The 25,956-nt window shown below is 71.0% G+C and carries 27 protein-coding genes and 1 pseudogene; 18 read left to right on the top strand and 10 right to left on the bottom strand.

The window, feature by feature from the left end:
* The first annotated feature begins 9 nt into the window (after positions 1-9).
* From V1460_RS36515 to V1460_RS27825, 3 genes are read left to right on the top strand one after another with little or no spacing between them, the layout of a single operon-like run.
* Positions 10-267, top strand: a complete 258-nt coding sequence (locus V1460_RS36515) for a hypothetical protein (RefSeq protein WP_407077540.1) — start codon at positions 10-12, stop codon at positions 265-267.
* A complete protein-coding gene (locus tag V1460_RS27830) occupies positions 264-1,727 on the top strand; it encodes an aldehyde dehydrogenase (protein WP_338676361.1) in 1,464 nt (487 codons plus the stop codon). The genes V1460_RS36515 and V1460_RS27830 overlap by 4 nt, the downstream gene beginning before the upstream one ends.
* Positions 1,727-1,960 (top strand): ferredoxin, encoded by a 234-nt coding sequence (locus V1460_RS27825; RefSeq protein WP_338676360.1) that lies wholly within the window; start codon positions 1,727-1,729, stop codon positions 1,958-1,960. The genes V1460_RS27830 and V1460_RS27825 overlap by 1 nt, the downstream gene beginning before the upstream one ends.
* A gap of 177 nt (positions 1,961-2,137) precedes the next feature.
* Here the strand turns inward: V1460_RS27825 and V1460_RS27820 are convergent, their stop codons facing one another.
* Positions 2,138-2,761: a TetR family transcriptional regulator gene (locus V1460_RS27820; protein ID WP_338678233.1), complete on the bottom strand. Its 624-nt coding sequence runs from the start codon at positions 2,759-2,761 to the stop codon at positions 2,138-2,140.
* A 248-nt stretch (positions 2,762-3,009) separates the two neighbouring features.
* On the opposite strand from V1460_RS27820, the gene V1460_RS27815 reads away from it, so the two are divergent.
* The 3 genes from V1460_RS27815 to V1460_RS27805 all read left to right on the top strand — a co-directional run bounded on the left by V1460_RS27815 (position 3,010) and on the right by V1460_RS27805 (position 6,399).
* Complete coding sequence (locus V1460_RS27815; protein WP_338676359.1) at positions 3,010-4,407, top strand: glycosyltransferase family 4 protein; 1,398 nt, start codon at positions 3,010-3,012, stop codon at positions 4,405-4,407.
* Positions 4,408-4,561: 154 nt separating this feature from the next.
* A complete protein-coding gene (locus V1460_RS27810) occupies positions 4,562-5,320 on the top strand; it encodes a class I SAM-dependent methyltransferase (protein WP_338676358.1) in 759 nt (252 codons plus the stop codon).
* The gene (locus V1460_RS27805; protein ID WP_338676357.1) at positions 5,317-6,399 is read left to right on the top strand and encodes a prenyltransferase; all 1,083 of its coding nucleotides are present in this window, start codon (positions 5,317-5,319) and stop codon (positions 6,397-6,399) included. The genes V1460_RS27810 and V1460_RS27805 overlap by 4 nt, the downstream gene beginning before the upstream one ends.
* A gap of 23 nt (positions 6,400-6,422) precedes the next feature.
* Here the strand turns inward: V1460_RS27805 and V1460_RS27800 are convergent, their stop codons facing one another.
* The 6 genes from V1460_RS27800 to V1460_RS27775 form a co-directional block, all read right to left on the bottom strand.
* On the bottom strand, positions 6,423-6,713 hold the full coding sequence (locus tag V1460_RS27800; RefSeq protein ID WP_338676356.1) for a hypothetical protein: 291 nt from the start codon (positions 6,711-6,713) through the stop codon (positions 6,423-6,425).
* A 144-nt stretch (positions 6,714-6,857) separates the two neighbouring features.
* The gene (locus V1460_RS27795; RefSeq protein ID WP_338676355.1) at positions 6,858-7,868 is read right to left on the bottom strand and encodes an LLM class F420-dependent oxidoreductase; all 1,011 of its coding nucleotides are present in this window, start codon (positions 7,866-7,868) and stop codon (positions 6,858-6,860) included.
* Positions 7,869-7,970: 102 nt separating this feature from the next.
* Positions 7,971-8,792: a hypothetical protein gene (locus V1460_RS27790; RefSeq protein ID WP_338676354.1), complete on the bottom strand. Its 822-nt coding sequence runs from the start codon at positions 8,790-8,792 to the stop codon at positions 7,971-7,973.
* Positions 8,793-9,313: 521 nt separating this feature from the next.
* A complete protein-coding gene (locus V1460_RS27785) occupies positions 9,314-10,180 on the bottom strand; it encodes an N-acetylmuramoyl-L-alanine amidase (RefSeq protein WP_338676353.1) in 867 nt (288 codons plus the stop codon).
* A gap of 5 nt (positions 10,181-10,185) precedes the next feature.
* A complete protein-coding gene (locus V1460_RS27780; RefSeq protein ID WP_338676352.1) occupies positions 10,186-10,839 on the bottom strand; it encodes a class I SAM-dependent methyltransferase in 654 nt (217 codons plus the stop codon).
* A gap of 64 nt (positions 10,840-10,903) precedes the next feature.
* On the bottom strand, positions 10,904-11,269 hold the full coding sequence (locus tag V1460_RS27775; RefSeq protein WP_338676351.1) for an ATP-binding protein: 366 nt from the start codon (positions 11,267-11,269) through the stop codon (positions 10,904-10,906).
* A gap of 142 nt (positions 11,270-11,411) precedes the next feature.
* On the opposite strand from V1460_RS27775, the gene V1460_RS27770 reads away from it, so the two are divergent.
* From V1460_RS27770 to V1460_RS27755, 4 genes are all read left to right on the top strand, one after another.
* Positions 11,412-12,260 (top strand): helix-turn-helix transcriptional regulator, encoded by an 849-nt coding sequence (locus tag V1460_RS27770; protein ID WP_338676350.1) that lies wholly within the window; start codon positions 11,412-11,414, stop codon positions 12,258-12,260.
* Complete coding sequence (locus V1460_RS27765; protein ID WP_338676349.1) at positions 12,220-12,495, top strand: DUF397 domain-containing protein; 276 nt, start codon at positions 12,220-12,222, stop codon at positions 12,493-12,495. The genes V1460_RS27770 and V1460_RS27765 overlap by 41 nt, the downstream gene beginning before the upstream one ends.
* 182 nt (positions 12,496-12,677) lie before the next feature.
* On the top strand, positions 12,678-13,007 hold the full coding sequence (locus tag V1460_RS27760) for a hypothetical protein (protein WP_338676348.1): 330 nt from the start codon (positions 12,678-12,680) through the stop codon (positions 13,005-13,007).
* Positions 13,008-13,095: 88 nt separating this feature from the next.
* Positions 13,096-13,380 carry a hypothetical protein gene (locus tag V1460_RS27755; RefSeq protein ID WP_338676347.1) on the top strand — a complete coding sequence of 95 codons (285 nt, stop codon included), beginning with the start codon at positions 13,096-13,098 and terminating at the stop codon, positions 13,378-13,380.
* Between the two features lie 159 nt (positions 13,381-13,539).
* Here V1460_RS27755 and V1460_RS27750 read toward each other — a convergent pair whose 3' ends face one another.
* Entirely contained in the window at positions 13,540-13,929 is a 390-nt protein-coding gene (locus tag V1460_RS27750) for a hypothetical protein (protein WP_338676346.1), read from the bottom strand.
* Positions 13,930-14,227: 298 nt separating this feature from the next.
* On the opposite strand from V1460_RS27750, the gene V1460_RS27745 reads away from it, so the two are divergent.
* Together V1460_RS27745 and V1460_RS27740 are read left to right on the top strand one after the other, a co-directional pair.
* Positions 14,228-16,417 carry an acyl-CoA dehydrogenase gene (locus tag V1460_RS27745; protein ID WP_338676345.1) on the top strand — a complete coding sequence of 730 codons (2,190 nt, stop codon included), beginning with the start codon at positions 14,228-14,230 and terminating at the stop codon, positions 16,415-16,417.
* 19 nt (positions 16,418-16,436) lie between these two features.
* Positions 16,437-17,630, top strand: coding sequence for a lipid-transfer protein (locus tag V1460_RS27740; protein WP_338676344.1), 1,194 nt, complete (start codon positions 16,437-16,439; stop codon positions 17,628-17,630).
* An 8-nt stretch (positions 17,631-17,638) separates the two neighbouring features.
* On the opposite strand, the pseudogene V1460_RS27735 reads toward V1460_RS27740, so the two are convergent.
* Positions 17,639-18,104 (bottom strand): annotated as a pseudogene (locus tag V1460_RS27735) (MarR family winged helix-turn-helix transcriptional regulator); the annotation flags it as partial.
* A 168-nt stretch (positions 18,105-18,272) separates the two neighbouring features.
* Between V1460_RS27735 and V1460_RS27730 the strand changes: the two are divergent.
* The 4 genes from V1460_RS27730 to V1460_RS27715 all read left to right on the top strand — a co-directional run bounded on the left by V1460_RS27730 (position 18,273) and on the right by V1460_RS27715 (position 22,574).
* Entirely contained in the window at positions 18,273-19,034 is a 762-nt protein-coding gene (locus V1460_RS27730; RefSeq protein WP_338676343.1) for a DUF4142 domain-containing protein, read from the top strand.
* Positions 19,035-19,463: 429 nt separating this feature from the next.
* Positions 19,464-20,339, top strand: a complete 876-nt coding sequence (locus tag V1460_RS27725; RefSeq protein WP_338676342.1) for a MaoC/PaaZ C-terminal domain-containing protein — start codon at positions 19,464-19,466, stop codon at positions 20,337-20,339.
* A gap of 193 nt (positions 20,340-20,532) precedes the next feature.
* Entirely contained in the window at positions 20,533-21,609 is a 1,077-nt protein-coding gene (locus tag V1460_RS27720; RefSeq protein ID WP_338676341.1) for a Zn-dependent alcohol dehydrogenase, read from the top strand.
* An 11-nt stretch (positions 21,610-21,620) separates the two neighbouring features.
* Entirely contained in the window at positions 21,621-22,574 is a 954-nt protein-coding gene (locus tag V1460_RS27715) for a 3-oxoacyl-ACP reductase (protein WP_338676340.1), read from the top strand.
* Between the two features lie 408 nt (positions 22,575-22,982).
* Here V1460_RS27715 and V1460_RS27710 read toward each other — a convergent pair whose 3' ends face one another.
* Positions 22,983-24,182: a hypothetical protein gene (locus V1460_RS27710; RefSeq protein ID WP_338676339.1), complete on the bottom strand. Its 1,200-nt coding sequence runs from the start codon at positions 24,180-24,182 to the stop codon at positions 22,983-22,985.
* 198 nt (positions 24,183-24,380) lie between these two features.
* Between V1460_RS27710 and V1460_RS27705 the strand changes: the two genes are divergently transcribed.
* Together V1460_RS27705 and V1460_RS27700 are read left to right on the top strand one after the other, a co-directional pair.
* A complete protein-coding gene (locus V1460_RS27705; protein WP_338676338.1) occupies positions 24,381-25,214 on the top strand; it encodes a Nif3-like dinuclear metal center hexameric protein in 834 nt (277 codons plus the stop codon).
* Positions 25,211-25,954, top strand: coding sequence for a C4-type zinc ribbon domain-containing protein (locus V1460_RS27700; RefSeq protein WP_338678232.1), 744 nt, complete (start codon positions 25,211-25,213; stop codon positions 25,952-25,954). Before V1460_RS27705 ends, V1460_RS27700 begins: the two co-directional genes overlap by 4 nt.
* Positions 25,955-25,956 lie beyond the last annotated feature (2 nt).

Below are 25,956 nucleotides of genomic sequence, written 5' to 3'. Positions count from 1 at the left end.
TGGCGGCATGTGAGCGCCGACGAACCTCCGCACCGCCTCGGCCCCGGTGAGCGCCCGGCCCGACTCGGCCCCCAGGGCGGCCTGTACGCGGGCGGCGATGCGCTCGCTGTCGACCGGAACACCGTCGCAGTCGAGTACCACCAGTTCGATCGGCTTGATCATTCCGTGAGGTCAGGCGGCAGCCTGGTCTCCTGCAACTGGAACTGGTATCAGTTTCTGAAGCAGCGTCAAAAATGCACAGCGGCAACGCGGGAGGCGGCGTCATGACCGAACTGGTCGAGCACGGAAAGCTGTTCATCGGCGGAGAGTTGGTCGACCCGCTCGGCACCGCCACCATCGAGGTGGTGTCCCCGCACACCGAGCAGGTCATCGGCCGCGTCCCGCACGCCTCCGAGGCCGATGTGGACCGGGCCGTCGCCGCCGCGCGGCGTGCCTTCGACGAAGGGCCCTGGCCGCGTACGACGCTCGACGAGCGGATCGCGGTGGTGGGCAGGATCAAGGACGCCTTCGCCGTGCGGCACGAGGAGATCGCCCGCTCGATCAGCTCGCAGAACGGCTCCCCGTACTCCTGGAGCGTCCTCGCCCAGGCGCTCGGCGCGATGATGGTGTGGGACGCGGCCATCGCCGTCGCCCGGGATTTCACCTACGAGGAGCGCCGCGGTGGTGTGCTCGGGCCGATCATCGTACGCCGTGAGCCGGTCGGGGTCGTCGCCGCCATCGTGCCCTGGAACGTCCCGCAGTTCGTGGCCGCCGCCAAGCTGGCGCCGGCGCTGCTCTCCGGCTGCACCGTGGTGCTGAAGCCGTCCCCTGAATCCCCGCTGGACGCGTACATCCTCGCCGACATACTCCGCGAGGCCGGGTTGCCCGAAGGCGTGGTCTCGATCCTGCCCGCCGACCGTGAGGTCAGCGAATACCTCGTCGGGCATCCGGGCGTCGACAAGGTCTCGTTCACCGGCTCGGTTGCGGCCGGGAAGCGCGTGATGGAGGTCGCGGCCCGCAATCTCAGCCGTGTCACCCTGGAGCTGGGCGGCAAGTCGGCGGCCGTCATCCTGCCGGACGCCGATCCGGAGACCGCCGTGCAGGGCATCGTGCCCGCAGCCTGGATGAACAACGGCCAGGCGTGCGTCGCCCAGACCCGAATCCTCGTGCCGCACACGCGCTACGACGAGATCGCCGACGCCTTCGCCGCCGCGGCGGGCGCCCTCGTGGTCGGCGACCCGCTGGACCCGGCGACCCAGGTCGGCCCGCTGGTGGCCGAACGCCAGCAGCGGCGCTCGCTCGACTACATCAGGATCGGTCAGGAGGAAGGCGCCAAGATCCTCACCGGCGGCGGACGTCCCTCCGGACTCGACCGCGGCTGGTATGTCGAGCCCACCCTCTTCGGAGGTGTCGACAACTCCATGCGGATCGCCCGCGAGGAGATCTTCGGCCCGGTGATCTGCCTGCTGCCATACGGGGACGAGGCCGAGGCCGCAGCCATCGCCGACGACTCCGACTACGGGCTCAGCGGCAGCGTGTGGACGGCGGACGTCGAGCGCGGGATCGACTTCGCACGCCGGATCAGGACGGGCACGTACAACGTCAACACCTTCAGCCTGGACATGCTCGGCCCGTTCGGCGGCTACAAGAACTCCGGCCTCGGGCGCGAGTTCGGCCCCGAGGGGTTCGGCTCCTACCTGGAGCACAAGATGATCCATCTGCCCGCCTCGTACGAGGGCGAGGGGTGATGGGCGACCGCTGGCATGTGGAGGTCGACCGGGGCGTGTGCATCGGCTCGGGCATGTGCCTGAGCCACGCCCCGGGCGGCTTCCGCCTGGACTCCGCCCGCCAGTCCCACCCGTCGGAGCCGGACACGGACGCGAACGAGCAGATCCTCGCCGCAGCGGAGGGGTGCCCGGTGGAGGCGATCCTGATCACCCTGCCGGACACGGGGGAGCCCGTGTTCCCCCCGGAGGAGTAGTCCTGCCGCCCGCCTCCTCGGAAGTGGCAGTGGCAGTGGGAGTGGATGGGCGCCGCGGCTGCGGAAGGGGGCCGGCGCCCCGACGAAGGCGGTGAGGGACCGGACCGCGCCGAAGCCCCCTGTCGTCGAACGCCGGACGGGCTTCGGCGCGGTGCGCCAGGTCGCCCGTCGCTCGTGTCACCGCCGGCCGGGCCGGCCCGATGTCACATCGATCAGCCGGCACACCGTCTCGATGTCGATCTTGACCTGGGCGATCGACGCCCGTCCCGACAGCCAGGTGATCAACGCCGAGTGCCAGGTGTGCTCGATCACCCGAACGGCCGAAAGTTGTTCCGCGGTCGGATCGTCGAGCCCCATCGCGTCCAGGATGATCGCTGTCGTCTGCCGCGACACCGTGTCCACCTCCGGGCTCACGCTCCGGTCGGCGAACGTCAGCGCCCGCACCATCGCGTCCGCGAGGTGCGGTTCACGCTGGAGGGCGCGGAAGGCCCGCATCAGGGTCTCCGCCACCCGTTCGGCCGCGCTCGCCGCCATCGGAGGCCGCTTACGCAGCGTGGTGTGCAGATGCTGGAGCTGGTCCTGCATGGTGGCGACCAGCAGGTGCACCTTGGAGGGGAAGTAGCGGTACAGCGTGCCGAGCGCGACCCCCGCCGCCTCGGCGACCTCGCGCATCTGCACGGCATCGAATCCGCCCTGGCTGGCCAGCTGCGCGCTGGCGTGCAGGATGCGGCGGCGGCGGGCCTCCTGGCGTTCGGTCAGGGGCGGGGCCGCTGGTGCTGCTGCCCTGGCTTCCGCGATCATCTCTGCGCGTATCTCCCGTCCCCCCGTGAGCTCCGGGCGGCCCGGCATGCTCCAGAGCATGCCAGCGCGGCCACCCGTGGCGCGAATCACCTGTTCCACGCCTTACAGCAGGGCTACCTGCCGGTAGATTCGATGCTCCTTGAACGATCAAGAACGATCAAGTCTGTAACTTGTTCTAGATTAGCGCGAGCGGTTACGCTCCGGCAGAAGCGCAGTCCGGCAAAGGGGCAGTAAGAAGGGGGCCGTGAGTGACCGCTGAGGCCATAGCTGCCGGGCCCCGTCCAGGCGCTGCCGGTGCCACCGGTGCCGCTCCCGACGCCGGGGGCGCGGGCGACCGCCCGCTGCGCATCGCCCTCCTCACCTACAAGGGCAACCCGTTCTGCGGCGGCCAGGGTGTGTACGTACGCCACCTCTCCCGCGAACTCGCCCGCCTCGGGCACTCCGTGGAGGTGATCGGCGCGCAGCCGTACCCCGTGGTCGACGAAGACGAGGGCGTGGTCCTCACCGAACTGCCCAGCCTCGATCTGTACCGCCAGCCCGACCCGTTCCGTACGCCGGGCCGGGGCGAGTACCGGGACTGGATCGACCACCTCGAAGTGGCCACCATGTGGACCGGCGGTTTCCCCGAACCGCTGACCTTCTCGCTGCGCGCACGGCGACTGCTCGCCGCCCGCCGAGGCGACTTCGACGTCGTCCACGACAACCAGACCCTGGGCTACGGGCTGCTCGGAGACATCGGCGCACCCCTCGTCACCACGATCCACCACCCGATCACGGTCGACCGGCAGCTCGAACTCGACGCGGCGCCCACCTGGCGGCGCCGTGCCTCCGTCCGCCGCTGGTACGGCTTCACGCGGATGCAGAAGCGGGTGGCCCGCAAGCTGCCCTCCGTCCTCACCGTGTCGGGCAGTTCCCGGCAGGAGATCATCGACCACCTCGGGGTGCGCCCGGAGCGGCTGCGGGTCGTGCACGTCGGTGCCGACACGGACCTGTTCTCGCCCGATCCCGCGGTCGCCGAGGTCCCCGGGCGGATCGTCACCACCTCCAGCGCCGATGTGCCCCTCAAGGGGCTGGTCTTCCTGGTCGAGGCCCTCGCCAAGCTGCGGGCCGAGCGGCCGGACGCGCATCTGGTCGTCGTGGGCAAGCGTGCCGAGGACGGCCCGGTGGCCCGGATGATCGAGCGCCACGGACTCGGGGACGCGGTCCGCTTCGTCAAGGGCATCTCCGACGATGAGCTCGTGGACCTGGTGCGCGGGGCGCAGGTGGCCTGCGTGCCGTCGCTGTACGAAGGGTTCTCGCTGCCCGCCGCCGAGGCCATGGCCACCGGCACCGCGCTCGTCGCCACCACGGGTGGGGCGATCCCGGAGGTCGCCGGCCCGGATGGCGAAAGCTGCCTCGCGGTGCCGCCGGGAGACGCGGACGCGCTCGCCACCGCACTCGGCAGGCTGCTCGGAGACGCGGGGCTGCGCCGCCGCATCGGTGCCGCCGGACGCGAGCGAGTGCTGGCCCGCTTCACCTGGGCGCGCGCGGCGCAGGGCACGGCGGAGCTGTACCGCGAGGCGATCGAGGTTCAGCGGTCCCGGCGCGACCAGCGGGCCGGGCAAGCCGACGCCGCCTCCGTGGCGGCCACCGGGAGTGCCCGGTGACCCCCTCGGGCCTCTCGCCGAGCGCGACCGCGGGCCCGTCCCGCATCTCCACGGCAAGTCCGTCCCGTACCGCGGCAGCGAGCCCGTCCCGTACCGCCACAGCAAGCCGCGCCCCACGCCGGGGCGCCGTCACTCATCCGGAAGGGCAGACTCCGTGCTGACCGTCGACTTCTCCCGCTTTCCGCTCGCTCCGGGCGACCGTGTGCTCGACCTGGGCTGCGGGGCCGGGCGGCACGCCTTCGAGTGCTACCGGCGCGGTGCGCAGGTCGTCGCACTCGACCAGAACGGCGAGGAGATCCGCGAGGTCGCCAAGTGGTTCGCGGCGATGAAGGAGGCCGGCGAGGTGCCGGCCGGTGCCACTGCCACCGCGATGGAGGGCGACGCGCTCAACCTCCCCTTCCCCGACGACTCGTTCGATGTGGTGATCATCTCCGAGGTCATGGAGCACATCCACGACGACAAGGGCGTGCTCGCCGAGATGGTCCGGGTGCTCAAGCCGGGCGGCCGGATCGCCGTCACCGTGCCCCGGTACGGCCCCGAGAAGATCTGCTGGGCCCTCTCGGACGCCTACCACGAGGTGGAGGGCGGCCATATCCGCATCTACAAGGCGGAAGAGCTGATCGGCAAGGTCCGAGAGGCCGGGCTCAAGCCGTACGGCAGCCACCACGCCCACGCGCTGCACTCCCCGTACTGGTGGCTCAAGTGCGCCTTCGGTGTGGACAACGACAAGGCTCTGCCGGTGCGCGCGTACCACAAGCTGCTGGTCTGGGACATCATGAAGAGGCCGCTGGCCACGCGGCTCGCTGAGAACGCGCTCAACCCGCTGATCGGCAAGAGCTTCGTGGTGTACGCGACCAAGCCGCACACTCCCGGCTCCGCTGTGGCTGCCCGCTCTGCGGTGGCCGCCCAGTGACCACACCGGGGAGGACCGAACACCTCGTCCTGCCCGGCGTCCTCACGGCCGCCGAGGCCGCCGAGACGGTCGTCGGCATCCGTGCGGTCCAGCGTGAGGACGGGGCGATCCCGTGGTTCCGGGGACACCACCTGGACCCCTGGGACCACACCGAGGCGGCGATGGCGCTGGACGCGGCCGGTGAGCACGACGCCGCCGCCCGCGCCTACGATTGGCTCGCCCGGCACCAACTGCCGGACGGCTCCTGGTACGCGGCGTACCACGACGGCGACGCCGGGCAGCCCACCGACCGCAGCCGCGAGAGCAACTTCTGTGCGTACATCGCCGTCGGCGTCTGGCACCACTACCTGGCCACCGGCGACGACGCGTTCCTCGACCGCATGTGGCCGAGCGTCTACGCCGCAGTCGAGTTCGTGCTGCGACTCCAGCAGCCGGGCGGGCAGATCGGCTGGAAGCGCGAGGCCGTCGAGGACGGCGACACCGCCGTCACCGACGCGCTGCTGACCGGCAACTCCTCCGTCTACCACGCGCTGCGCTGCGCTCTCGCGATCGCCGATGAGCGCGAAGAGCCGCAGCCGGACTGGGAGTTGGCAACCGGCGCGCTCGGACACGCGATCCGCAGCCACCCCGAGCGGTTCCTGGACAAGTCCCGCTATTCGATGGACTGGTACTACCCGGTGCTCGGCGGTGCGGTGACCGGAGCCCAGGCCAAGGAACGTATCGAGGAGCGCTGGGACGAGTTCGTGGTGCCCGGCCTCGGTGTCCGCTGCGTCCTGCCCAACCCCTGGGTGACGGGCGGCGAGAGCTGTGAACTGGCCCTCGCTCTCTGGGCGATGGGCGAGTCCGACCGGGCGCTTGAGATCCTCCAGTCCATCCAGCACCTGCGCGCCGACGGCGGTATGTACTGGACGGGCTATGTCTTCGACGACAAGGCCGTGTGGCCCGAGGAACTCACCAGTTGGACGGCCGGTTCACTGCTGCTCGCGGTGGCCGCCCTGGGGGGAGACGAGGCGACCACCGCGGTGTTCGGCGGGGACCGGCTGCCACGCGGACTCGACCCCGAGTGCTGTCAGGCCTGAGGTCGGCCCGTGGCGGCGTGCCGTCAGCGGCGCAGCCGTCCCGCCACGGCGTGCCCGACGAAGAGGTACACAAGGGCGGCGAGACCGTATCCCGCCACCACCCGTGCCCAGTCGGCGTCGAAGGTGAAGAGGTCGTACGACCAGCCGGCCAGCCACCGGGCCGTCTCCTGGAGGAACTGCACCAGGTCGTTGGTCCGGTTGGCGTCCAGCAGGTACATGAGGATCCACAGGCCGATGGTGGCGGCCATGACATCGGCGACGATGGCGATGATCCTCGCCGCCTGGTGCGTGCCATTGCTCTGTCGTGGGGACATGGACTCCGGGTTGCCGTTCCTCTTTGAACCAAACCCGGGCCCGGTTCACCCGAGTGGCGGATACCCGAATCACGGGTGAAGCCGGCGGGGAGGCGAGGGAGGTACGTGACCCGTGACACCCCGGCCGGCCCTCGCGGCGTACGGTCAGCCGTTCAGCTCCGCCAGCACGCGCAGCGTCCGCAGGTCAGGCGACATCAGTAGCAGGTCGGTCACGGGGCCCTTGCGCCACAGCTCCAGTCGCTCCGCGATGCGTTCGCGCGGGCCCACCAGCGAGATCTCGTCCGCGAAGGCGTCCGGGACGGCCAGTACGGCCTCCTCACGGCAGCCGTCGGCGAACAGGCGTTGGATATGCCGGGCTTCGGCCTCGTATCCCATGCGGGCCATCAGGTCGGCGTGGAAGTTGCGGGCCGTGTGACCCATGCCGCCGATGTAGAAGCCGAGCATCGCCTTGACCGGCAGCAGCCCCTCCGCCACGTCGTCGCAGACCGCCACCCGGGCCATCGGGGCGATCACGAAGCCGGGCGGAGCTTCGTCAAGGGAAGCCTGGTAGACGTCCGTCCGGGTCGGTGACCAGTACAGAGGGAGCCAGCCGTCGGCGATCCGCGTCGTCTGGGCGATGTTCTTCGGGCCCTCGGCTCCCAGCAGGACGGGGAGTTCGGCGCGCAGCGGGTGGGTGATCGGCTTGAGCGCCTTGCCGAGTCCGGTGCCGTCGTCGCCCCCGTACGGGAGGGTCTGGAAGCGCCCGTCGAGCGCCACCGGGCCCTCGCGGCGCAGCACCTGGCGGATGATGTCCACGTACTCGCGCGTGGCGGTCAGCGGACTCCGAGGGAAGGGGCGGCCGTACCAGCCCTCCACCACCTGCGGACCCGAGAGGCCGAGGCCCAGCATCATCCGGCCGCCGGAGAGGTGGTCGAGGGTCAGGGCGTGCATGGCGGTGGCGGTGGGGGTCCGAGCCGCCATCTGGGCCACCGCCGTCCCCAGACGGATACGGCTGGTGTGCGCGGCGATCCAGGTCAGCGGGGTGAACGCGTCGGACCCCCAGGCCTCTGCGGTCCACACCGAGTGGTAGCCGAGGCGCTCAGCCTCGCGGGCGAGTTCCAGGTGCGCGGGGTTGGGGCCGCGGCCCCAGTAGCCCAGTGCGAGTCCGAGCCTCATCTCTCATCCCCTCCCCGATTCCTGCCTCTGATGGAGCGTCAGGGTATGGCAGTGGCTCCTCACCCGGAAGGGTGAGGAGCCACTGCGGCGAGGGAGGGCCGGTCAGCCGCGCTGGATGCCGGTGGTGTCCTGGAGGACGCCGCGGCGGCCGTCCTGCGTCTGCGCCACCAAGGCCGGCCCGCGCTGCTCGACCGCGAGGTACCAGGTGCCGGGCGCCAGCTCGGCGATCGGGACGGGAGAGCCGTCCTCCGCGTACAGCGGGCGGGCCACGGGCACCGCGAACCAGAACGGGGCGAAGTCACCCGCGGGAGCCGGGGTGGCGTCCTGCTGGGGCTGCGGCTGCGCGCCGCCGTACATCGGCTGAGGCTGCGGCGACTGCTGGGCCCCCGCCCCGGGGTAGCCGTAGCCGCCACCCTGCCCGGAGCCCATGGGGGCGCCCGGGTAGCCGTAGCCCGCCTGCGGCTGCGCGCCGTACGGCTGAGGGGCCGCCGGGCTCGGGGCCGGCATCAGCGGCAGCTTGAGCGCGGGGACCAGTGGGCCCGCCACGGCGGCGCCGGCGAGGACCAGCGAGGCGATCAGACCCAGAATGAGCGCGCCGCCCGCCGCCTGGGCCTCGAACATCCACATCAGCAGCTGCCAGGCCGTGGCGATCGTCAGCACCGTACCGGCCTGGGCCAGCTCGATACCGGCGACCTTCCGGGGCTGCGACTGCGGAAGCAGACGCGAGACGATGATCAGCGCGGCCCCGGCGATACCGAGGAAGAAGGTGCCCCAGCCCAGGAAATAGGCTTCCCCCCACGCGTTGGGCACGACGTCGCACGCCGTGCCTGAGCATTCGGAGGTGTTCAGAAACGAGGCGATGAACAGCAGCACCGCTGCTCCGATCACCACGCCATCGCCTCGACTGAGGGAGCGGATGTTCACGTCAAAGGTCCTTCGTCGGTTATCGCGTCTGTCGCGTCAGAGCTGAGGGCTGGTGAGCTGGTAACAGAGGTGCGGTACCTCATCATAGAGTCCAACCTATAACCGGCTGCGGGAGCACCAGACTCGTTTATTCCGATCAAATGACTGATTGTTGATCAAGTCGCCCTCCCATGCAGTGGGCTCCATCGGGGATTCACGGAGGTTTCACCGCTCAGCGCGGCAGCGTGCGTGTCGGCAACCTTGTGAACTGTGGCGAAGTGTCACGATTCATCGCCCCCATGCCGCAGGAATTCGGTTCTGCCGGGAGGCGTCTCGTGACCAACCGTCAAGCCGACGGCAGTCCGTCACCGCCGTGGGCACCGTCGTCGGTGGTGACCCGCTCGGGGTCGCGGTCACGGACACCGCCCCGGACCGCGGTAGCGGTCAGCGCTCCTCCCCGCCTCTGCCGCACCGTCACCAGGCGGTGTGGCAGGGCGCTGTTCCGCCCTGGAGCCCTGGAGCCCTGGAGTCTTGGAGCAGCCTCAGCCGGACAGATGGGCGATGAGGCCGCCCGCCAGTCCCCGCGCCGCCTTCTGCCGCCACTCCGCGCTCTTCAGCAGCGCCGCGTCCTTCGCGTCGCGCATGTTCCCGCATTCGATGAACACCTTGGGGACGGTGGACAGATTGAGCCCGCCCAGGTCTCGTCGTACGTCCAACCCGCTTCCATTGTTGATGTAGTTGGCGGGTGCGTTGCCCGTGGACTTCGCGAAGGACGCCGCGACGCGCTCGCCGAGCTTGCGCGACGGGGCCACGATCGCCGCTGTGTCGGCCGCGCCGCGCTTGACCTCGGCCGGGAGGATCACATGGAAGCCGCGGTTGCCGCGGCCTGAGCCGTCCGCGTGGATGGAGACCACGGCATCGGCTCCCGCCTCGTTGCCGATACGGGCGCGCTCGTCGATGCAGGGGCCGTACGCCGGGCGGTCCCCGTCCTGGGTGAGCCGGACCATCGCGCCCTCCGCCTCCAGCAGGGCGCGCAGCCGACGTGCCACATCGAGGGTGAACTCGGCCTCGCTGTAACCGTCGTCGGTGGCCGTGCCCGTGGTGTCGCACTCCTTGCGGCCGGTGCCGATGTCCACCTGCTTGTTGATCTCGCGGGTGTGCCGGGCATTGCCCGGGTTGTGGCCGGGGTCGACCACGACGACCTTTCCGGCGAGCGGTCGCGGGGCCGCCTGTGGCGCGGACCCGGACGGGGACGGGGTCCCGGGCAGAGAGGCGGACCGGGACGGCAGGGCAGGCGCGGGGTACCCGGGCACCGACCGCTCGGGAGCCGCGCCGCCATCGCCCGCACCGCAGCCGACCAGGCCGCCCGCCGCGACGGTGACCGCCCCGCAGAGTACGCGCATACGCATCGCGCTCAGACGCCCTGTCCCGTGCGCCGCAGCACACGCAGCGACTCGGTCGCCGACACCTCGCTGAACGCGCCGGAGGCCAGCGCCCGCAGATAGACGCGATAGGGAGCCTGCCCTGTCCATTCGTCCACCGGGTCCGGGAACACGTCGTGGATCACCAGCAGCCCGCCGTCGGCCACCTGCGGCGCCCAGCCCTCGTAGTCGTTGGTGGCGTGCTCGTCGGTGTGTCCGCCGTCGATGAAGACCAGGCCCAGCTTGCCGCCCCATGCCTTGGCGACCTGCGGTGACCGTCCGACCACCGCGATGACGTGCTCCTCCAGGCCCGCCTTGTGCAGGGTGCGGCGGAAGGTGGGCAGGGTGTCCATCAGGCCGATCTCGGGGTCCACGACCTCCGGGTCGTGGTAGTCCCAGCCCGGCTGCTGCTCCTCGCTGCCCCGGTGGTGGTCCACCGTGATCGCCACCGTCCCCGCCTCGCGGGCGGCGTCCGCCAGCAGGATCGTGGACCGCCCGCAGTAGGTGCCCACCTCAAGCAGCGGCAGCCCGAGCGCCCCGGCCGCCACCGCCGCCTCGTAGAGGGCGAGCCCTTCGCCGAGGGGCATGAAGCCCTTCGCCGCCTCGAATGCGGCGAGGGTCTCCGGCTTGGGGGCGGCGGGGGCCATGGTTCCTCCGGCGGGGGCGGGGCTGAGCTGGTCTGCTGGGCTCACATCGTAGGCCGCGGGCGGCTCAGGTCTTGGCGTCGCACTCGAACCAGACCACCTTGCCGTCCGGCTGGTCCCACACCCCCCATCGGTCGGTCACGGCCTCCACCAGCAGCAGCCCCCTGCCGCCCTCGGCGAGCGGGTCCTCGTCCCGGACGGGCAGCACGGGCTGCGGGGAGCCGTCGCCGACCTCGACCCGCAGGCCCTCCGGCTGCTTGAGGATCAGGGTGGTGCAGTGCCGCCCCGGGACGTGCCGGACGACGTTCGCCACCAGCTCGGTCAGCGCAAGCCCGGCCGGGTCGGCCAGCTCCGCAAGGTCCCAGCGCTCCAGGAACAGCCGCAGGATGCGCCGCAGATGGCCCGCCGAGTGGGCACCGACGGTGATGCCCATGCGGTAGCAGTTCGAGATTTCCCCCCGTGAGGGGTCAGTTACGTGATTCACATCACCAGCGTGCGGCGCTGTGCATACGCTTGACTACGTACCGAAACCAACGCCGCGAGGCGTGAGCTTGGGAAAGCCGGTGGTCCGCCGCATGCCCAACATCCGAAACCTCGATCCCAGCGCCTCACCCCTGGACTACTACGGCGCGGAGCTGCGCAGGCTCCGCGAGGAAGCGGGCATGACGCAGGACGACCTGGGCGGTGTCGTCTTCTGCACGGGTTCGCTGATCGGCCAGATCGAGACGGCCCGCAAGGTCCCTACGCGGGAGTTCAGTGAGCGGGTCGACGCGGCCCTGCTGACCGGCGGTCTGTTCTCCCGGCTGGTGGGGCTTGTGCTGCGCAGTCAACTGCCGAACTGGTTCCAACCGTATGCGGAGTTGGAAGCCAAGGCGGAGTACATCAGCTCCTTCCATCCGCAGTTGGTGTACGGACTGCTCCAGACCCCGGACTACGCCCGTGCGGTACTGGGGCTGCGGGAGGACGGCAATCTCGATGCCGATGTGGCCGCCCGGATGGAGCGGCAGCGCATCCTGGACCGCGAACACCCCCCGCTCATCTGGGTGGTGATGAGCGAGGCCGTGCTGCACCAGGAGATCGGCGGCAGGGATGTGATGGGGGAGCAGCTGGCCCATCTGCTGGAGATGGGCAACCGCGACTGGCTCAAGATCCAGATCCTGCCCTACGCCGCGGGCGCCCATGCGGGCCTGATGGGCGAGTTCACCCTGCTGCGGTTCGACGACGATCCGGATCTGGTCTACACCGAGGACTTCGTCCAGGGGCATATGACAGCCAATTCCGGTGCCCTCAGGGAGGGTTCGCTCCGTTACGATCACCTTCAGGCCGCCGCCCTCTCGGTGGAGGAGTCGGCGGCACTGATCGCCCGCGTAGTGGAGGAACATTATGGGCACGACCCGGATTCTGACGGACGCAGTGTGGCGTAAGTCGTCCTACAGCGGCGACACGGGCGGTAACTGCGTGGAGTGCGCCCCCCTCGGTGCTGTGGCCTGGCAGAAGTCGTCCCACAGCGGCGACGCCGGCGGCGAGTGCGTCGAGATCGCCGCCCGGCCCTGCCGGATCGCCGTCCGCGACTCCAAGGACCCCCAGCTCCCCGCCTTCGCCGTCGCCCCGACCGCCTTCGCCGCCTTCGTCACCGCCGCCGCCGAGGGCGCGCTCTGACCCGAGGCCGAATACGACGGCGGGTCGCCGGCCACCCTGGACGGTGACCCGCCGTCGTCTCTCCGAGCCCATCCCTGGGGCTCGTACCGCCAGGCTGTGCGCCATGAACGCCGCAGTCGACACCGCGCGCTGCACGCCCTCGCCCTCAGCGGATCGCCTTCGTCTTCGCCGACCTGCTGATCGTGCCGATCCTCGGCATCTACCGGAAGCACTACGGGGCGCGCATGGCTGCCTGCATTCTGTCGACCTTCCACGCCTCGATCGTCGCCGCCGCCTATGTCGTCGAATTCGTCTTCGGCGTCCTCGGGATCATCCCGGACAACACCACTGCCAAGATCCCTGACGAAGGGGGGTCATGGGACTACACGTCGTGGCTGAACATCGTGTTCCTGCTGCTCGCGGCCGGTCCTCGTGGTGCGCTTCCCGCGGACCGGGGGCCCCGGCATGCTGCGCGCGATGGGCGGCGGTGCGGAGCCCGCCGAAAAGGCCTGACGCCGCCCAGGGGTGCGTAAGGGCGATTTGGTCCACCATGGTGTCACCGCGCTTGTTCGATTATTCGCCTGCTTTACCGTCCGACCCCGGCACCATTGCGGAGGCGTCATGGACACGTTCGCCACCTGGACCACCCAGGGAATCATCGCCGGCTCGGGCGGTGTCATGACCACGGAGGGCGGCCCCATCACCGGCGACCTGACCGTGCACACCACCTGGATCGACGGCCAAGCCCAGGTGACCGTGCAGCACACCGGCGCCTCCGAGTGGTACGGCCTGGCAGGCAGTCCCGTGCCCGCCGACGACGAGCCCACCGCCCGCCATGCCCATCAGGCCGCCGTCGAGTTGGTGAAGGACGGCGGCGGCTCCGTCTTCCACTTCCCGGCCGCCTGACGTCGCCGCCCGGCACTCCATGAGGGTCGGGGTGAGCCCGGGGCTCCCGAGGCGCGGTCTGCGGCGCCCGTCTCCCGTATGCATCCACCGACGGCCCGGAGCCGCGCCAGCCGTGCGGATCCGGGGCCGACCGTGCGGATTCGGGCCGTCGGCTGCCGACTACGCCACGCCGTCCTTCCAGACCGGGTTGTGGTGGCCGTCGGCGTTGGACTTGTAGACGTACATCCGGATGGGTGTGCCCTCGGGCAGGTCGAGGTACTTCCAGGGAGTGCAGTACTCCGCGAGGTGCCCCCTGGTGGTGACCGACGAGTCGAAGTCGCCGTCCCTGCCGATGTCGATGCGGACATAGATGGCATAGCCGTCGGACCGCTGGTCGCAAGCCCGGAACGAGTCACCCTTGACGTCGCCGGACGGGTCCTGCTGCCACTCGCCGTATCCCCCGCCCCCGTACGCACCGTAGCTCCAGGCGTTCGCCGGGGTCGCCAGCGAGAATGTGAGCCCCATCGCGGCGAGCATGACAGCCGCGGCCTTGGTCTTGTGCAGACGCATGTGACAGTCCTTCCGATGAAACGGCGACGCCCGGCGCCGGTGCGGCGACCGGGCGCAGCCTTGATCGCCAGGCAGCCTAATACGCGTGCCCGGACAAGAGCGCGCGCATTAAAGGCAGTTGGTGGAACGGCAGGGGTCGGGGCCTCGCGGGGGTGGCAGCCGGGTTCGGCCGGCGGGGTATGGCGTCGCACAACAAGGGCGGGGGGGGGCTCGGCCGGTCGTGCCGACGATGTGCTGTCTCCTTCCCACCGCGCATCTGACCTTCCGTCAGATTGAAACGTGTTCTACTCTGCCGGGCATGGGCACATCACGCTCCGGAAGCATCGGAATCACCGAGGAGCACGAGGAGTTGGCGGACTCCGTGCGCCGTTGGGTCGCTCGCGTCATGCCGCCCGAAGCCGTACGGAAGCTGCTGGACACCCCCGGTGCCGGGGCCGGGGCGCGGCCCGGGTACTGGGACGCCGCTGTGGGGCAGGGGTTGCCCGGAGTGCATCTGCCCGAGGAGTGCGGGGGCGGGGGCGGCACCATCCTCGACCTGGCCGTGGTGCTGGAGGAGACCGGGCGGGCCGCACTTCCCGGGCCGTATCTGCCGAGTGTGCTGGCCTCCGCGGTGATGGCGCGGGCCGGGCACGGAGAACGAGTGCGGGAGCTGGTGCGGGACCTCGCGAGCGGACGGCGGATCGGGGCGGTCGCGCTCGGGCCGGGGGACCTCAGGGCCGTGCGGACGGGCACGGGGTACCGGCTCGACGGGACCGCGCCGCCTGTGCTCGGGGCGGGGCAGGCGGATCTGGTGGTGCTGGCCGCGGACACCGGATGGTTCGCCGTGGATTCCGCCGAGCTGGCGATCCGGGGGCATGAGAGCGCCGACCCGACCCGGCCCACCGCCGAGGTCACCGCCGTGCGCGTGTCGGTGCCCGATGCGCGAGCGTTGGACATCCACCCCGGACTCGTCGGCGACCTCGCCGCGGTGCTGTTCGCGGCCGAGGCCTGCGGGACCGCCGCCTGGGCACTCGGAACCGCCGCCGAATACGCCGCCGTGCGTGAGCAGTTCGGGCGCCCTATCGGGCAGTTCCAGGCGGTCAAGCACCTCTGCGCCGACATGCTCGTACGCCTCGAACAGACACGCGCACTGACCTGGGACGCGGCTCGGGCCGCCGACGGGGACGATCCCACCGTCCGCGGGTTCACCGCGGCCCTCGCCGCGGCGACCGCGCTCGACGCCGCGTACAGCTGCGCCAAGGACTGCATCCAGATACTCGGCGGCATCGGCTTCACCTGGGAGCACGACGCCCATCTGCATCTGCGCCGGGCCGTCGTCGCCCGTCAGCTGCTGGGTCCTGGCGACATCCACCGGCAGCGGGCGGCCCGGCTCGCCGCCGAAGGCGCCCGCCGGGAGCTGCACATCGAACTGCCCGCCGATGCCGCCCCGTACCAGGTACAGGCCCGCGCGGCCATCGCCGCCGTCCGTGGGCTCGACCCCAGGGCCGCCCGCCGCGCCCTCGCGCCTACCGGATACGCGGCCCCGCACCTGCCGCCCCCCTACGGTCTCGGGGCCGGGGCGGTCCAGCAGCTCGCCGTGCAGCGGGAACTGCGCTCCGCGGGAATCGAGTTGAGCGAGCTCGGCATCGCCACCTGGGTAGTGCCGTCCCTCATCTCCCACGGGAGTGAAGAGCAGAAGTCTCGTTATCTGCTGCCCACTCTGCGCGGTGAGCTGCTCTGGTGCCAGCTCTTCAGCGAGCCGGGGGCCGGCTCCGACCTGGCCGGTCTGCGCACCAGGGCCGAGCGTCTGCCGGACGGCCGCTGGCGGATCACCGGCCAGAAGGTGTGGACCAGCGCGGCGCAGTGGGCCGACCACGGGATCCTGCTGGCCCGCACCGACCCCGAGGCGCCCAAGCACAAGGGCCTGAGCTACTTCCTGGTCGACATGAAGACCACCCACGGCATCGACATCCGGCCGCTGAAGGAGATCACCGGGGACTCGCTGTTCAGCGAGGTGTACTTCGACGGCGCGCTGCTGCCCGCCGACGCCGTCGTAGGGGAGGTGAACGATGGCTGGCGGGTCGCCCGGCACACCCTCGGCAACGAACGGGTGCACATGGCGGCCCAGCTGACCTTCGACACCGGGGTCGAGGAGCTGATCGCCCGCGCGCCCGGCCTCGACGACGCGTGCCGGGTCCGCATCGGCGCCCTGGCCGCCGAGGCGCACGCCCTGGCCTGTGTCGGGCTGCGGACCACCCTGCGGCAGGTCGACGGTCTGGAGCCCGGCGCGGGCGCCTCCGTACGCAAGCTCATCCAGACCACGCACCAGCAGAAGGTCGCCGAGCTCACCCTCGAACTCCTCGGCCCTTCAGGCGCGGTGCGGGAGGGAGCGGGCGAACGGGCTCTGCACGGGTTGCTGATGAGTCGCTGCCTGACCATCGCGGGCGGCACCACCCAGGTGCAGCTGAATGTCGTCGCCGAGCGCATCCTCGGCCTGCCGCGAGACTGAACCGAAGGGCTTGGGAGAGATGAAGGCGTACATCGTCGGGGTCGGAATGACCAGGTTCGAGAAGCCCGAATCCCGGGACTGGCAGTACTGGGACATGGCGAGGGAGGCCGGCACCGCCGCGCTCGCCGACGCCGGCGTTCCGTACGCACTCGTCCAGCAGGCCGCCGTCGGCTACTGCTTCCAGCCCTCGACGGCCGGCCAGCGCGCCGTCTACGAGCTGGGTCTCACCGGTATCCCCGTCTACAACGTCAACAACAACTGCGCGACCGGCTCGACGGCCCTGACGATGGCCCGGCAGTTCGTCGTCGGCGGGCTCGTCGACTGCGTGCTCGCACTGGGCTTCGAGAAGATGAAGCGCGGCTCGCTGGGCGGCGGCGGGGGAGGGGACGGCGACCTGAGGACCTCGCCGGTGGCCCGCCACTACGGCATCATGGCCGCCCGGCACGGCTTCGACATGACCCCGCCCACCGCCCAGATCTTCGGCGACGCGGCCCGCGAGCACATGGAGCTCCACGGCACCACCCCCCGCCAGCTCGCCGAAGTGGCCGCCAAGAACCACCGGCACTCGGCGGCCAATCCGTACGCCCAGTTCCGCGAGGTGTACGAGGTGGACGAGATCCTGGCCGCCAAGCCGGTGCACCAGCCGCTCACCCGCCTCCAGTGCTCGCCGACCTCGGACGGCGCGGCGGCGGTGCTGGTGGTGTCGGAGCGGTTCGTCGTCGAACACGGACTGCACCACAAGGCCGTCGAGATCGCGGGGCAGGCCATGGCCACCGACACCGACGACTCCTTCGCCTCCGGCTCGTGCATCGACGTCGTCGGGCAGCCCATGTCGCGGGCGGCGGCCCGGCAGGCGTACGAGGCATCGGGACTCGGTATCGAGGACATGGAGGTGATCGAGCTGCACGATTGCTTCTCGGTCAACGAGCTGCTGACGTACGAGGCACTCGGTATGTGCCCGTACGGCGAGTCGGGCAGGCTCGTCGAGTCGGGGGCGACGACCTACGGGGGCCGGTGGGTGGTCAACCCGTCGGGAGGTCTGATCTCCAAGGGCCACCCGCTCGGTGCGACCGGTCTCGCCCAAGCGGCCGAGCTGACCTGGCAGTTGCGCGGAGAGGCGGGGTCGCGGCAGGTGCCGGGTGCCAGGAACGGCCTCGCGCACAACATCGGCCTCGGCGGGGCGGCAGTGGTGACGGTGCTGCGAAGGGGCTGATGTCCCTTCGGGGCCGCCGGCTCACCGCCCGCCTCGTTGAACGCGGTCAGGGTGTCGACCAGGGCCGTGCGCTGCTCCGGGGCCATCCGCGTCACGATCCCGGCGATCTCCCGCCGCCGGGCTGTCACGTCCTCGACCGGAGCGTGGCACTCGGCCGTGAGCCGCAGTACCGTCTCACGCCGGCTGTCGGGGGCCGGGCTCGCGTGCCGCGAGCCCGGCCGCGATCAGCCGGTCGACCATGCGCATCGCCGTGGACGGGTTGACGCCGAGCCGCTCGGCAAGCACCACCAGCTTGGCGGGGCCCTGGCTGGACAGCAGCGCGAGCAGCCGGAACTGCGGCAGGGTCACCCGCTCCTCCACCGCCGTGAGCGAGCGGGCGGAGACCGCGACCAGCAGCCGGGAGGCGGTCGACACCGCGCGCGTCACCGCGTCCACGTCTTCGATGTCGTCGCTTTGCTGCGAAGGGCGCCCCATGTCGGTCATACCGCCCTTTTGTCGTGCCCCGCATCGGACCGGTGAACGCACCGGCACCTCCACCCGTATGGAAGGCTGCGCGCCGTGCCAGCCGCACCGACAACACAGCTCCCGACGACATGACCGAGTACGAGCACCACTGCTCCATGCCGAACGGAAGGCACCCCCATGCGTCCGAACCGACACTCAGCCGAGACCGGCATCCCGATACGGACGATCGCCGTCATCGCGGCCGTCTGCGCCATCATCGCGACGGTGCTGGTCATGACCCGCGGCGGTGACGACGACCAGACCGCGAGTGCGCAGATCCCCGCCGGTGTCGCTGCGCAGAACGGCGGCTACGGCCAGTCCTCCGCGGGCTCGGGCTACGGGCATTCCGGGTCGGGTCACACCGATGGCTCGGAAGCCGCCGCGGCGGGCGACGAGCAGTCCGCGCAGGGCGGGGGGCAGCCGGTCACCGAGGTGGACAAGACGTTTCTGGTCAAGGTGCGTCAGGCGGGGCTGTGGGAGATTCCGGCTGGTCGGCTTGCCCAGGCCAATGCCTCCAGTGAGGCCGTGAAGCGTGCGGGCCTGCATCTGCTGGACGGTCACAGCAAGCTGGACCAGCTCGTTCGTGAGGACGCGAGGATCCTGGGGGTCCCGTTGCCGGACCAGGCCACGGAGGAACAGCAGGGCTGGGTCAGGCAGATGGAGGAGGCGAAGGGTGCCGAGTTCGACCGGCTGTTCGCCAACCTGCTGCGGGCCTCGCACGGGAAGATCTTCGCCACCATCGCCGAGGTCAGGGCCGCCACGCAGAACGACCTCATCCGCCGCCACGCCCGGCAGGCCAACCAGACCGTGCTGGACCACCTGGAAGTCCTCGAGGACACCGGCCTGGTCGACGGCGCGACCCTTGCCGAGGTCGAAAAGGCGGTAGCGCCTCCCTCGTAGTGCTCGGCGCCTGCCGGTGGAGATGGACCTTTGCATCATGCAATACTCCGGCGACGGGGGCTCGGCGAGGGGCCGGCTCCTGTCCGGGAGCTGTGAGCTGGCACGGCGAAGCGGCGGTACCGGCAGGCGTTTCGGCCCCTCGGCCGTGTCATGGGTCCTGTCCGGTCGCGCCATGGATCCGTCTCCGGTGCGTCCACTGACGTGAGCCGTGCGGCAGGGACCGACACGCGGTCTGATGCTCCGTCAGTGGCCTTCACAAGTCACCAGGGGTGCGTTATACATAAGGCCAGTCCGACCTAGAACGCGTTCTAAAACGGATGCGGGGCGGGGCCGGACCCGTAACGGCCTCGGTGCGGCCGACGGTGCGGACGGCCGCGCCGAGGTCTTCCACAGCCAACGCGCCACACGGAGCCAAGGAGCAGCCACTCCATGCCCATCGACGCCGCCAAGGCACTCGCCGCAGAGCCGCGCAGCACCGAGATCAGCTGGGACCACAAGGACATCCAGCTCTACCACCTCGGCCTCGGCGCCGGCTCGTCCCAGGACCGGCCGGGCGCGGCTACCGACCTCGACGAGCTGCGCTACGTCCTTGAGTCCCGGCTGCACGTCCTGCCCAGCTTCGCCACCGTCGCGGGTGCGGGCATGGGAGTCGTGGGCGGCCTCTCCGCTCCCGGAATCGAAGTCGACCTCGCCGCTGTGCTGCACGGTGGGCAGAAGATCACACTGCACCGCCCCATCCCCGTCAAGGGCCACGCCACCAGTACCTCCCGAGTCGCCGCGATCTACGACAAGGGAAAGGCGGCGATCCTCGTCCTGCGCACCGAAGCCGGTGACGCGGACGGACCGCTGTGGACGAGCGACGCCCAGATCTTCGTGCGCGGCGAGGGCGGCTTCGGCGGTGAACGAGGCCCGTCCGCGCGCACGGAGCAGCCCGGGCGTGAGCCGGACGCGATGGTCGAGAGGTCGGTACGCGAGGACCAGGCGCTGCTCTACCGGCTGTCCGGCGACTGGAACCCCCTGCACGCCGACCCCGAGTTCGCCAAGCTGGCGGGCTTCGACCGGCCGATCCTGCACGGCCTGTGCACCTACGGCATGACCCTGAAGGCCGTCGTGGACACCCTGCTCGACGGAGACATCGGCCGCGTCCGCTCGTACGCCACCCGCTTCGCGGGGGTGGTCTTCCCGGGGGAGACCCTGCGTATGCGGATGTGGCGACAGGGGCCCACCACCGTCCAGGCGTCGGTGACGGCGGTGGAACGGGAGGACGCCCCGGTGCTGGCGGACACCCTCGTCGAACTCGGCTGACCCTCGCCGCCCTTCCTCCCGGTCAGCCCGATCTCATCCGGTCCGCCTGATCACTACCGGCCTACCCCTCGCGACCCGCAGCGGTTCCCCGACCTCCCCGGCCTCTCTTGCCCTCCTCCTGATCTCTCTGGATTCCTCCAAGCCATCGGATCTTCCTCCCCGGACCTACGGCCCTCCTGAAGGGAGCCGCACCATGCGCGCAGCCGTACTGCACGAGATCGGCCAGGACAAACTCGAAGTACTCGACGACGTCGAGGCGGTGGGCTTCGGCCCCGGCAAGGTGAAGATCCGCATCAGGGCCACCGGGCTCTGCCATTCGGACATCTCCGCGATGAACGGGGTCCTTCCGCAACCCGCCCCCTTCATCCCCGGCCACGAGGGCGCGGGCGAGATCACCGACATCGGCGACGGGGTGACCGGACTTGAGCAGGGCGACCGGGTGCTGATGTGCTGGCTGCCTGCCTGCGGCAGCTGCACCGCCTGCAAGCGCGGCCAGAGCCAGCTCTGCCTGGCCGGGTTCATGAACGCCGGAACCCCGAACTTCCGCCGCCCGGGAGGCGATGTCTTCGGCTTCGCGGGCACCGGCACCTTCGCCGAAGAGCTCGTGGTCGACGCGGGCTGCGCCGTGCCGATACCGGACGACGTGCCGTACGACATCGCCGCCCTCATCGGCTGCGGGGTCACCACCGGACTCGGCGCGGCCATCAACACCGCGCAGGTCACCGCCGGGGCGTCGGTCGCCGTCATCGGCTGCGGTGGCGTCGGCATCTCCACGATCCAGGGCGCGCGGGTGCGCGGCGCCGCGCAGATCATCGCCGTCGACCCGGTGGAGTCCCGGCGGGAGGCGGCCCTGCGGTTCGGCGCCACGGAGGCGGTCGCCCCGGACGCGCTGGGCGACGCCAAGCAGCGGATCACCGGCGGCGAGGGCTTCGACTACGTCTTCGAGGTCGTCGGAAGATCGGCCACGGCCAGGACCGCTTACGAGACCACCCGGCGCGGCGGCACCCTGTGCATCGTGGGCGCAGGGGCGATGGACGACTTCCTCCAACTCAACATGTTCGAGCTGTTCTTCGACGAGAAGCGCATCCTGCCGTCGATGTACGGGGGCGGGGACGTGCAGCACTCCTACGAACGCGCCATCGCGCTGTGGCGGGCGGGCCGGATCGACCTGGAGTCACTGATCACCCACCGGGTGCAGCTGTCGGAGATCAACGAGGCGCTGAACCAGATGCGTACGGGTGAGGCCCTGCGTACCTGCATCGAGCTGTGAGGGGCGGACCGGTGGATCAGCCCCTTCCCCTGGACGGCCTCTCGGCCGTCGTCACGGGCGCCGGGCGCGGCCTCGGCCGCGCCGAGGCGCTGGAGCTCGCACGACTCGGCGCGAGCGTCGTCGTCAACGACTACGGCCGGCCGGGCCGCGACGGTTCAGGCGAGGCGTCGGCCGCTCCCGCCGAGTCGGTCGTGGCGGAGATCCGCGCGATGGGCGGGCAGGCGGTCGCGCACCTCGGTGACATCGCGGACCACGGGACGGCCCGCGATCTGATCGGCCTGGCGATCAGCAGTTACGGAAAGCTGGACATCCTGGTCAACAACGCGGGCATCCTGCGGGACCGGATGGTGTTCTCGATGAGTGAGGACGAATGGGACTCGGTGATCAGGGTCCACCTCAAGGGACACTTCAACACCACCCACTTCGCGGCGGCCCACTGGCGTGAACGCTCCAAGGCGTCGGGGACGGGCGCCCCGGTGTACGGCCGGATCGTCAACACCTCGTCCGAGGCCTTCCTCGCGGGCTCCGCCGGTCAGCCCAACTACGCGGCGGCGAAGGGCGGCATCGTCGGCCTGACGACGTCGACGGCTCTCGCCCTGGCCAAGTACGGGGTCACGGTCAACGCGATCTGCCCGCGCGCTCGCACCCGTATGACGGAAGACGTCTTCGCCGGCTTCGCCGAACCGGAGGAAGGCTGCCTCGACCCCCTGGCACCCGAACACGTCGCCCCGCTCGTCGGCTATCTGGCCTCCCCCTCCGCGTCCCGGATCAACGGCCAACTCCTGGTGGTCCACGGTGGGATGGTCGCCGTGGTCGCACGGCCCCGGATCGCGGCGAAGTTCGACTCGGCCAAGGAGACGTTCAGCTACGAGGAACTGGACGGTCTGCTGTCCCCGTACTACGAGTCCAGGCAGGGCGAGACGTTCGCGGCGGCGGAGGTGCTGGGGCTCAAACGGCAGGTCTGAAGCGGCAGGTCTGAAGCGGCAGGTCTGAAGTCTGCGGGAGTTGTGCACCCCGCGCGGCGGCAGTGGAGCCGGAGCGACACAAGGGCCGTCACCAACGGTGGTCTCCTACCATTGGTGACGGCCCGGCCGTCCTGCTTACGCCGACCCGCCGTCCGAGGGGCGGCGATGGCGGCCGTGCGCCGGAGTCTCGGAGTCCTCCGAAGCCGCCGCACCCCCTCGGTGCTTTCCGGCGGCGCCGCCTGATGCGGCGTGGTTCGCGGCCGTGCCCTGCGGTCGCGCCTGGGCCGGGTCGGTTCGGGCTTCAGACATGTGGGAAGTCACCCCGTCGATCATCGCTGGTGTCCTGTCGCAGGGAACCCCACCGTCCGCGTCCCGACAGTGCGGCTGCGTAGCCCCTGGCCGAAAAGTCTAACCAGGGGTCAGGCGCCCCACGAGAGCCGCCTGCTGCAGTGGCACGGGCTTGAACGCGGCCGTGCGCACACCGGCCGCGCCGCCGCCGTGGCCTTCTCCACCTGCGGTTTCCGTGCGCGCCACCAGGGCGGAGGCGGCCGGTGCCGGAGCGGCATCCGGCAGCTCGGGCATCGGCACCCGGGCGATCGAGCAGGGAGCCTGAGGGGTCGTGCAGGGCAGACGCAACTCGCCCTGCTGGGTCCACATCCCGGCACCGGGCAACCAGCCGTCCGGGGCCGCGAGCTGGACCATCCGGCGGGCCGCCGGGCGCCATACGCCCAGCCAACTGCCCGCCGCCCCCTCGATCCGCAGCGCCACCGCGCAGTTCTCAGGACTGAGCACCTGGCCCGGCTGGATCGCGAACGGTGTCACCGCCGCGTCCGGCAGCCGCAGGCACTCGGGGAACCGCACCGGCTGGCGGCTGCCCAGAACGCCCCAGCCCAGCCGGTCGTGGCCGGCCGCGTCGGAGCGGATCAGCAGCAGCCCGCTCTCCGGGTCCGCGAGCAGCAGCCGGTCGTTGCTCTCCTCGGTGATCTGGAGCAGCGGATTCACCTCGCCGCCGCGCTCCAGGTCCACCGTCACCGTCTTGGTGACCCCGTCGATCTCCTGGTCGAGCGCGAGTATGCGCCCCCCGCGGTCCAGCCAGACCCCGCCCGAGCAGTGCCCCGGTACCTCGGCGACCCGCACGGCGCCGAACGCCCCGCCCGCCACCCGCCAGACCGCGGTCCTCCGCTCGCTCCGGGCCAGCGCGTAGACGCAGTTGCCGTCCGGTGACGGCGGCAGCAGGGACATCGGGGCCGAGTCGGCCACCCCGAGCAGCAGTTCGCCGGTGCCAGGACCGGTGGGATACAGCAGCGAGAACGCCTGCCGCCCCGCGACCCGCCGCCGGATCAGCACCCGCCCGTCGGCCATCGGAGCCACCTCGGAGTCGGGCTCCTCGGGCTGCCCGAGGGGAAGCGCGACGGTGTAGGGCTCCGGCCCGCCGAGCGTCCACCGCTCCACGTACCACGCCTCTCCCGTCCCCGCGAGACGCGCCGCGTAGCAGCCGTCCGCGCTGAGCGTGAACCGGGTCTCCGGGAGCCGCACGGCCTCGTCACGCTCCATGTCGTGCCCGAAACCGTCCCCGGATACCGCTTCCTCGATGGCACACGCTGTCATCGGTTGGTCACCTCCACGCAACCGACGCTAGTTTTCGCACTTCCACCCGAACAATGCGTGAGCGCACTCTTCACACATACGTGTGGCCGTATTTCGGTTCGCCTGAGCGCGGCGGGACGGTTGTGCTGCGCGTCCCTTCCCGCGGTCGGTACCCGGCCGCAGGACCGCTGACCTCGGGGGGCGGGTAGCCTTGCACCCGTGCCCCGTCTGTCTGAAGTCATCGCCGCGCTCGACGCCCTCTGGCCCCCCGAGCGGGCCGAACAATGGGACGCCGTCGGCACGGTCTGCGGAGACCCCGAAGCCGACGTGACCAGGGTCCTCTTCGCCGTCGACCCCGTCCAGGAGATCGCCGACGAGGCGGTCGCGCTCGGCGCGGACCTGATCGTCGCCCACCACCCGCTCTATCTGCGCGGGACGACGACGGTCGCCGCGTCCCACTTCAAGGGCCGGGTCGTGCACGGCCTCATCAAGCACGACATCGCCCTGCACGTCGCGCACACCAACGCCGACACCGCCGACCCCGGAGTCTCCGACGCCCTCGCCGGTGCCCTCGACCTGCGGGTCACCGGGCCGCTGGACCCCGCGACCGGGCTCGGCCGCATCTGCGAACTCGACCACCCGGAAACCCTGCGGGAGTTCGCCGCGCGCGCCGCCAAGCGGCTGCCCGCCACCGCCCAGGGCATCCGGGTCGCAGGAGACCTCGACGCCACGGTGCGCCGGGTCGCCGTCAGCGGCGGTTCGGGCGACAGCCTGTTCGACCTCGTACGGGCGGCGGGCGTGGACGCGTACCTCACCGCCGATCTGCGCCACCATCCCGCGTCCGAGGCGGTACAGCACTCGGCGCAGTCTGCCCAGTCGGCGCTTGGCCTGATCGACGCCGCCCACTGGGCCACCGAATGGCCCTGGTGCGAGCAGGCCGCCGCCCAACTCGACGAGATCTCCGACCGCCATGGCTGGGGCCTGAGGGTCCATGTCTCGAAGACGGTCACCGACCCCTGGTCCGCCCACCACACCTCTGGAGCCCCCAACTGAACGCCGCGCCCGCCGACCAGATCCGACTCCTCGACGTCCAGGCTCTCGACGTACGGCTGTCCCAGCTCGCGCACAAGCGCAAGTCGCTGCCCGAGCACACCGAGCTGGAGTCGCTGAACAAGGACCTCACCCAGCTGCGCGACCTGCTCGTCGCCGCGCAGACGGAGGAGGGCGACTGCGCCCGCGAGCAGACCAAGGCCGAGCAGGACGTGGACCAGGTGCGCCAGCGCTCCGCCCGCGACCAGCAGAGGCTCGACTCGGGTGCGATCACCTCGCCGAAGGACCTGGAGAACCTCCAGAAGGAGATCGTCTCGCTCGCCAAGCGGCAGGGCGACCTCGAGGACGTCGTCCTGGAGGTCATGGAGCGCCGCGAGTCCGCCCAGGAGCGGGTCTCCGAGCTGACCGACCGGGTCTCGTCCGTGCAGGCCAAGGTGGACGACGCGACCGCCCGCCGGGGCACGGCCTTCGGGGAGATCGACGGCGAGGCCGCTTCCGTCGGCAAGGAGCGCGAGGTCGTCGCCGGGACCGTGCCCGCCGACCTGATGAAGCTGTACGAGAAGCTGCGCGGGCAGCAGGGCGGGGTCGGCGCGGCCCGGCTCTACCAGCGCCGCTGCGAGGGCTGCCACATCGAGCTCAACATCACCGAGCTCAACGAGGTGCGGGCCGCCGCGCCGGACGCCGTGATGCGCTGTGAGAACTGCCGCCGCATCCTCGTCCGCACCCCGGAGTCCGGCCTCTGATG

The organism is Streptomyces sp. SCSIO 30461, from assembly GCF_037023745.1.
Classification (GTDB): Bacteria; Actinomycetota; Actinomycetes; order Streptomycetales; family Streptomycetaceae; genus Streptomyces.
This window is presented reverse-complemented; position numbering and strand designations above follow the sequence as displayed.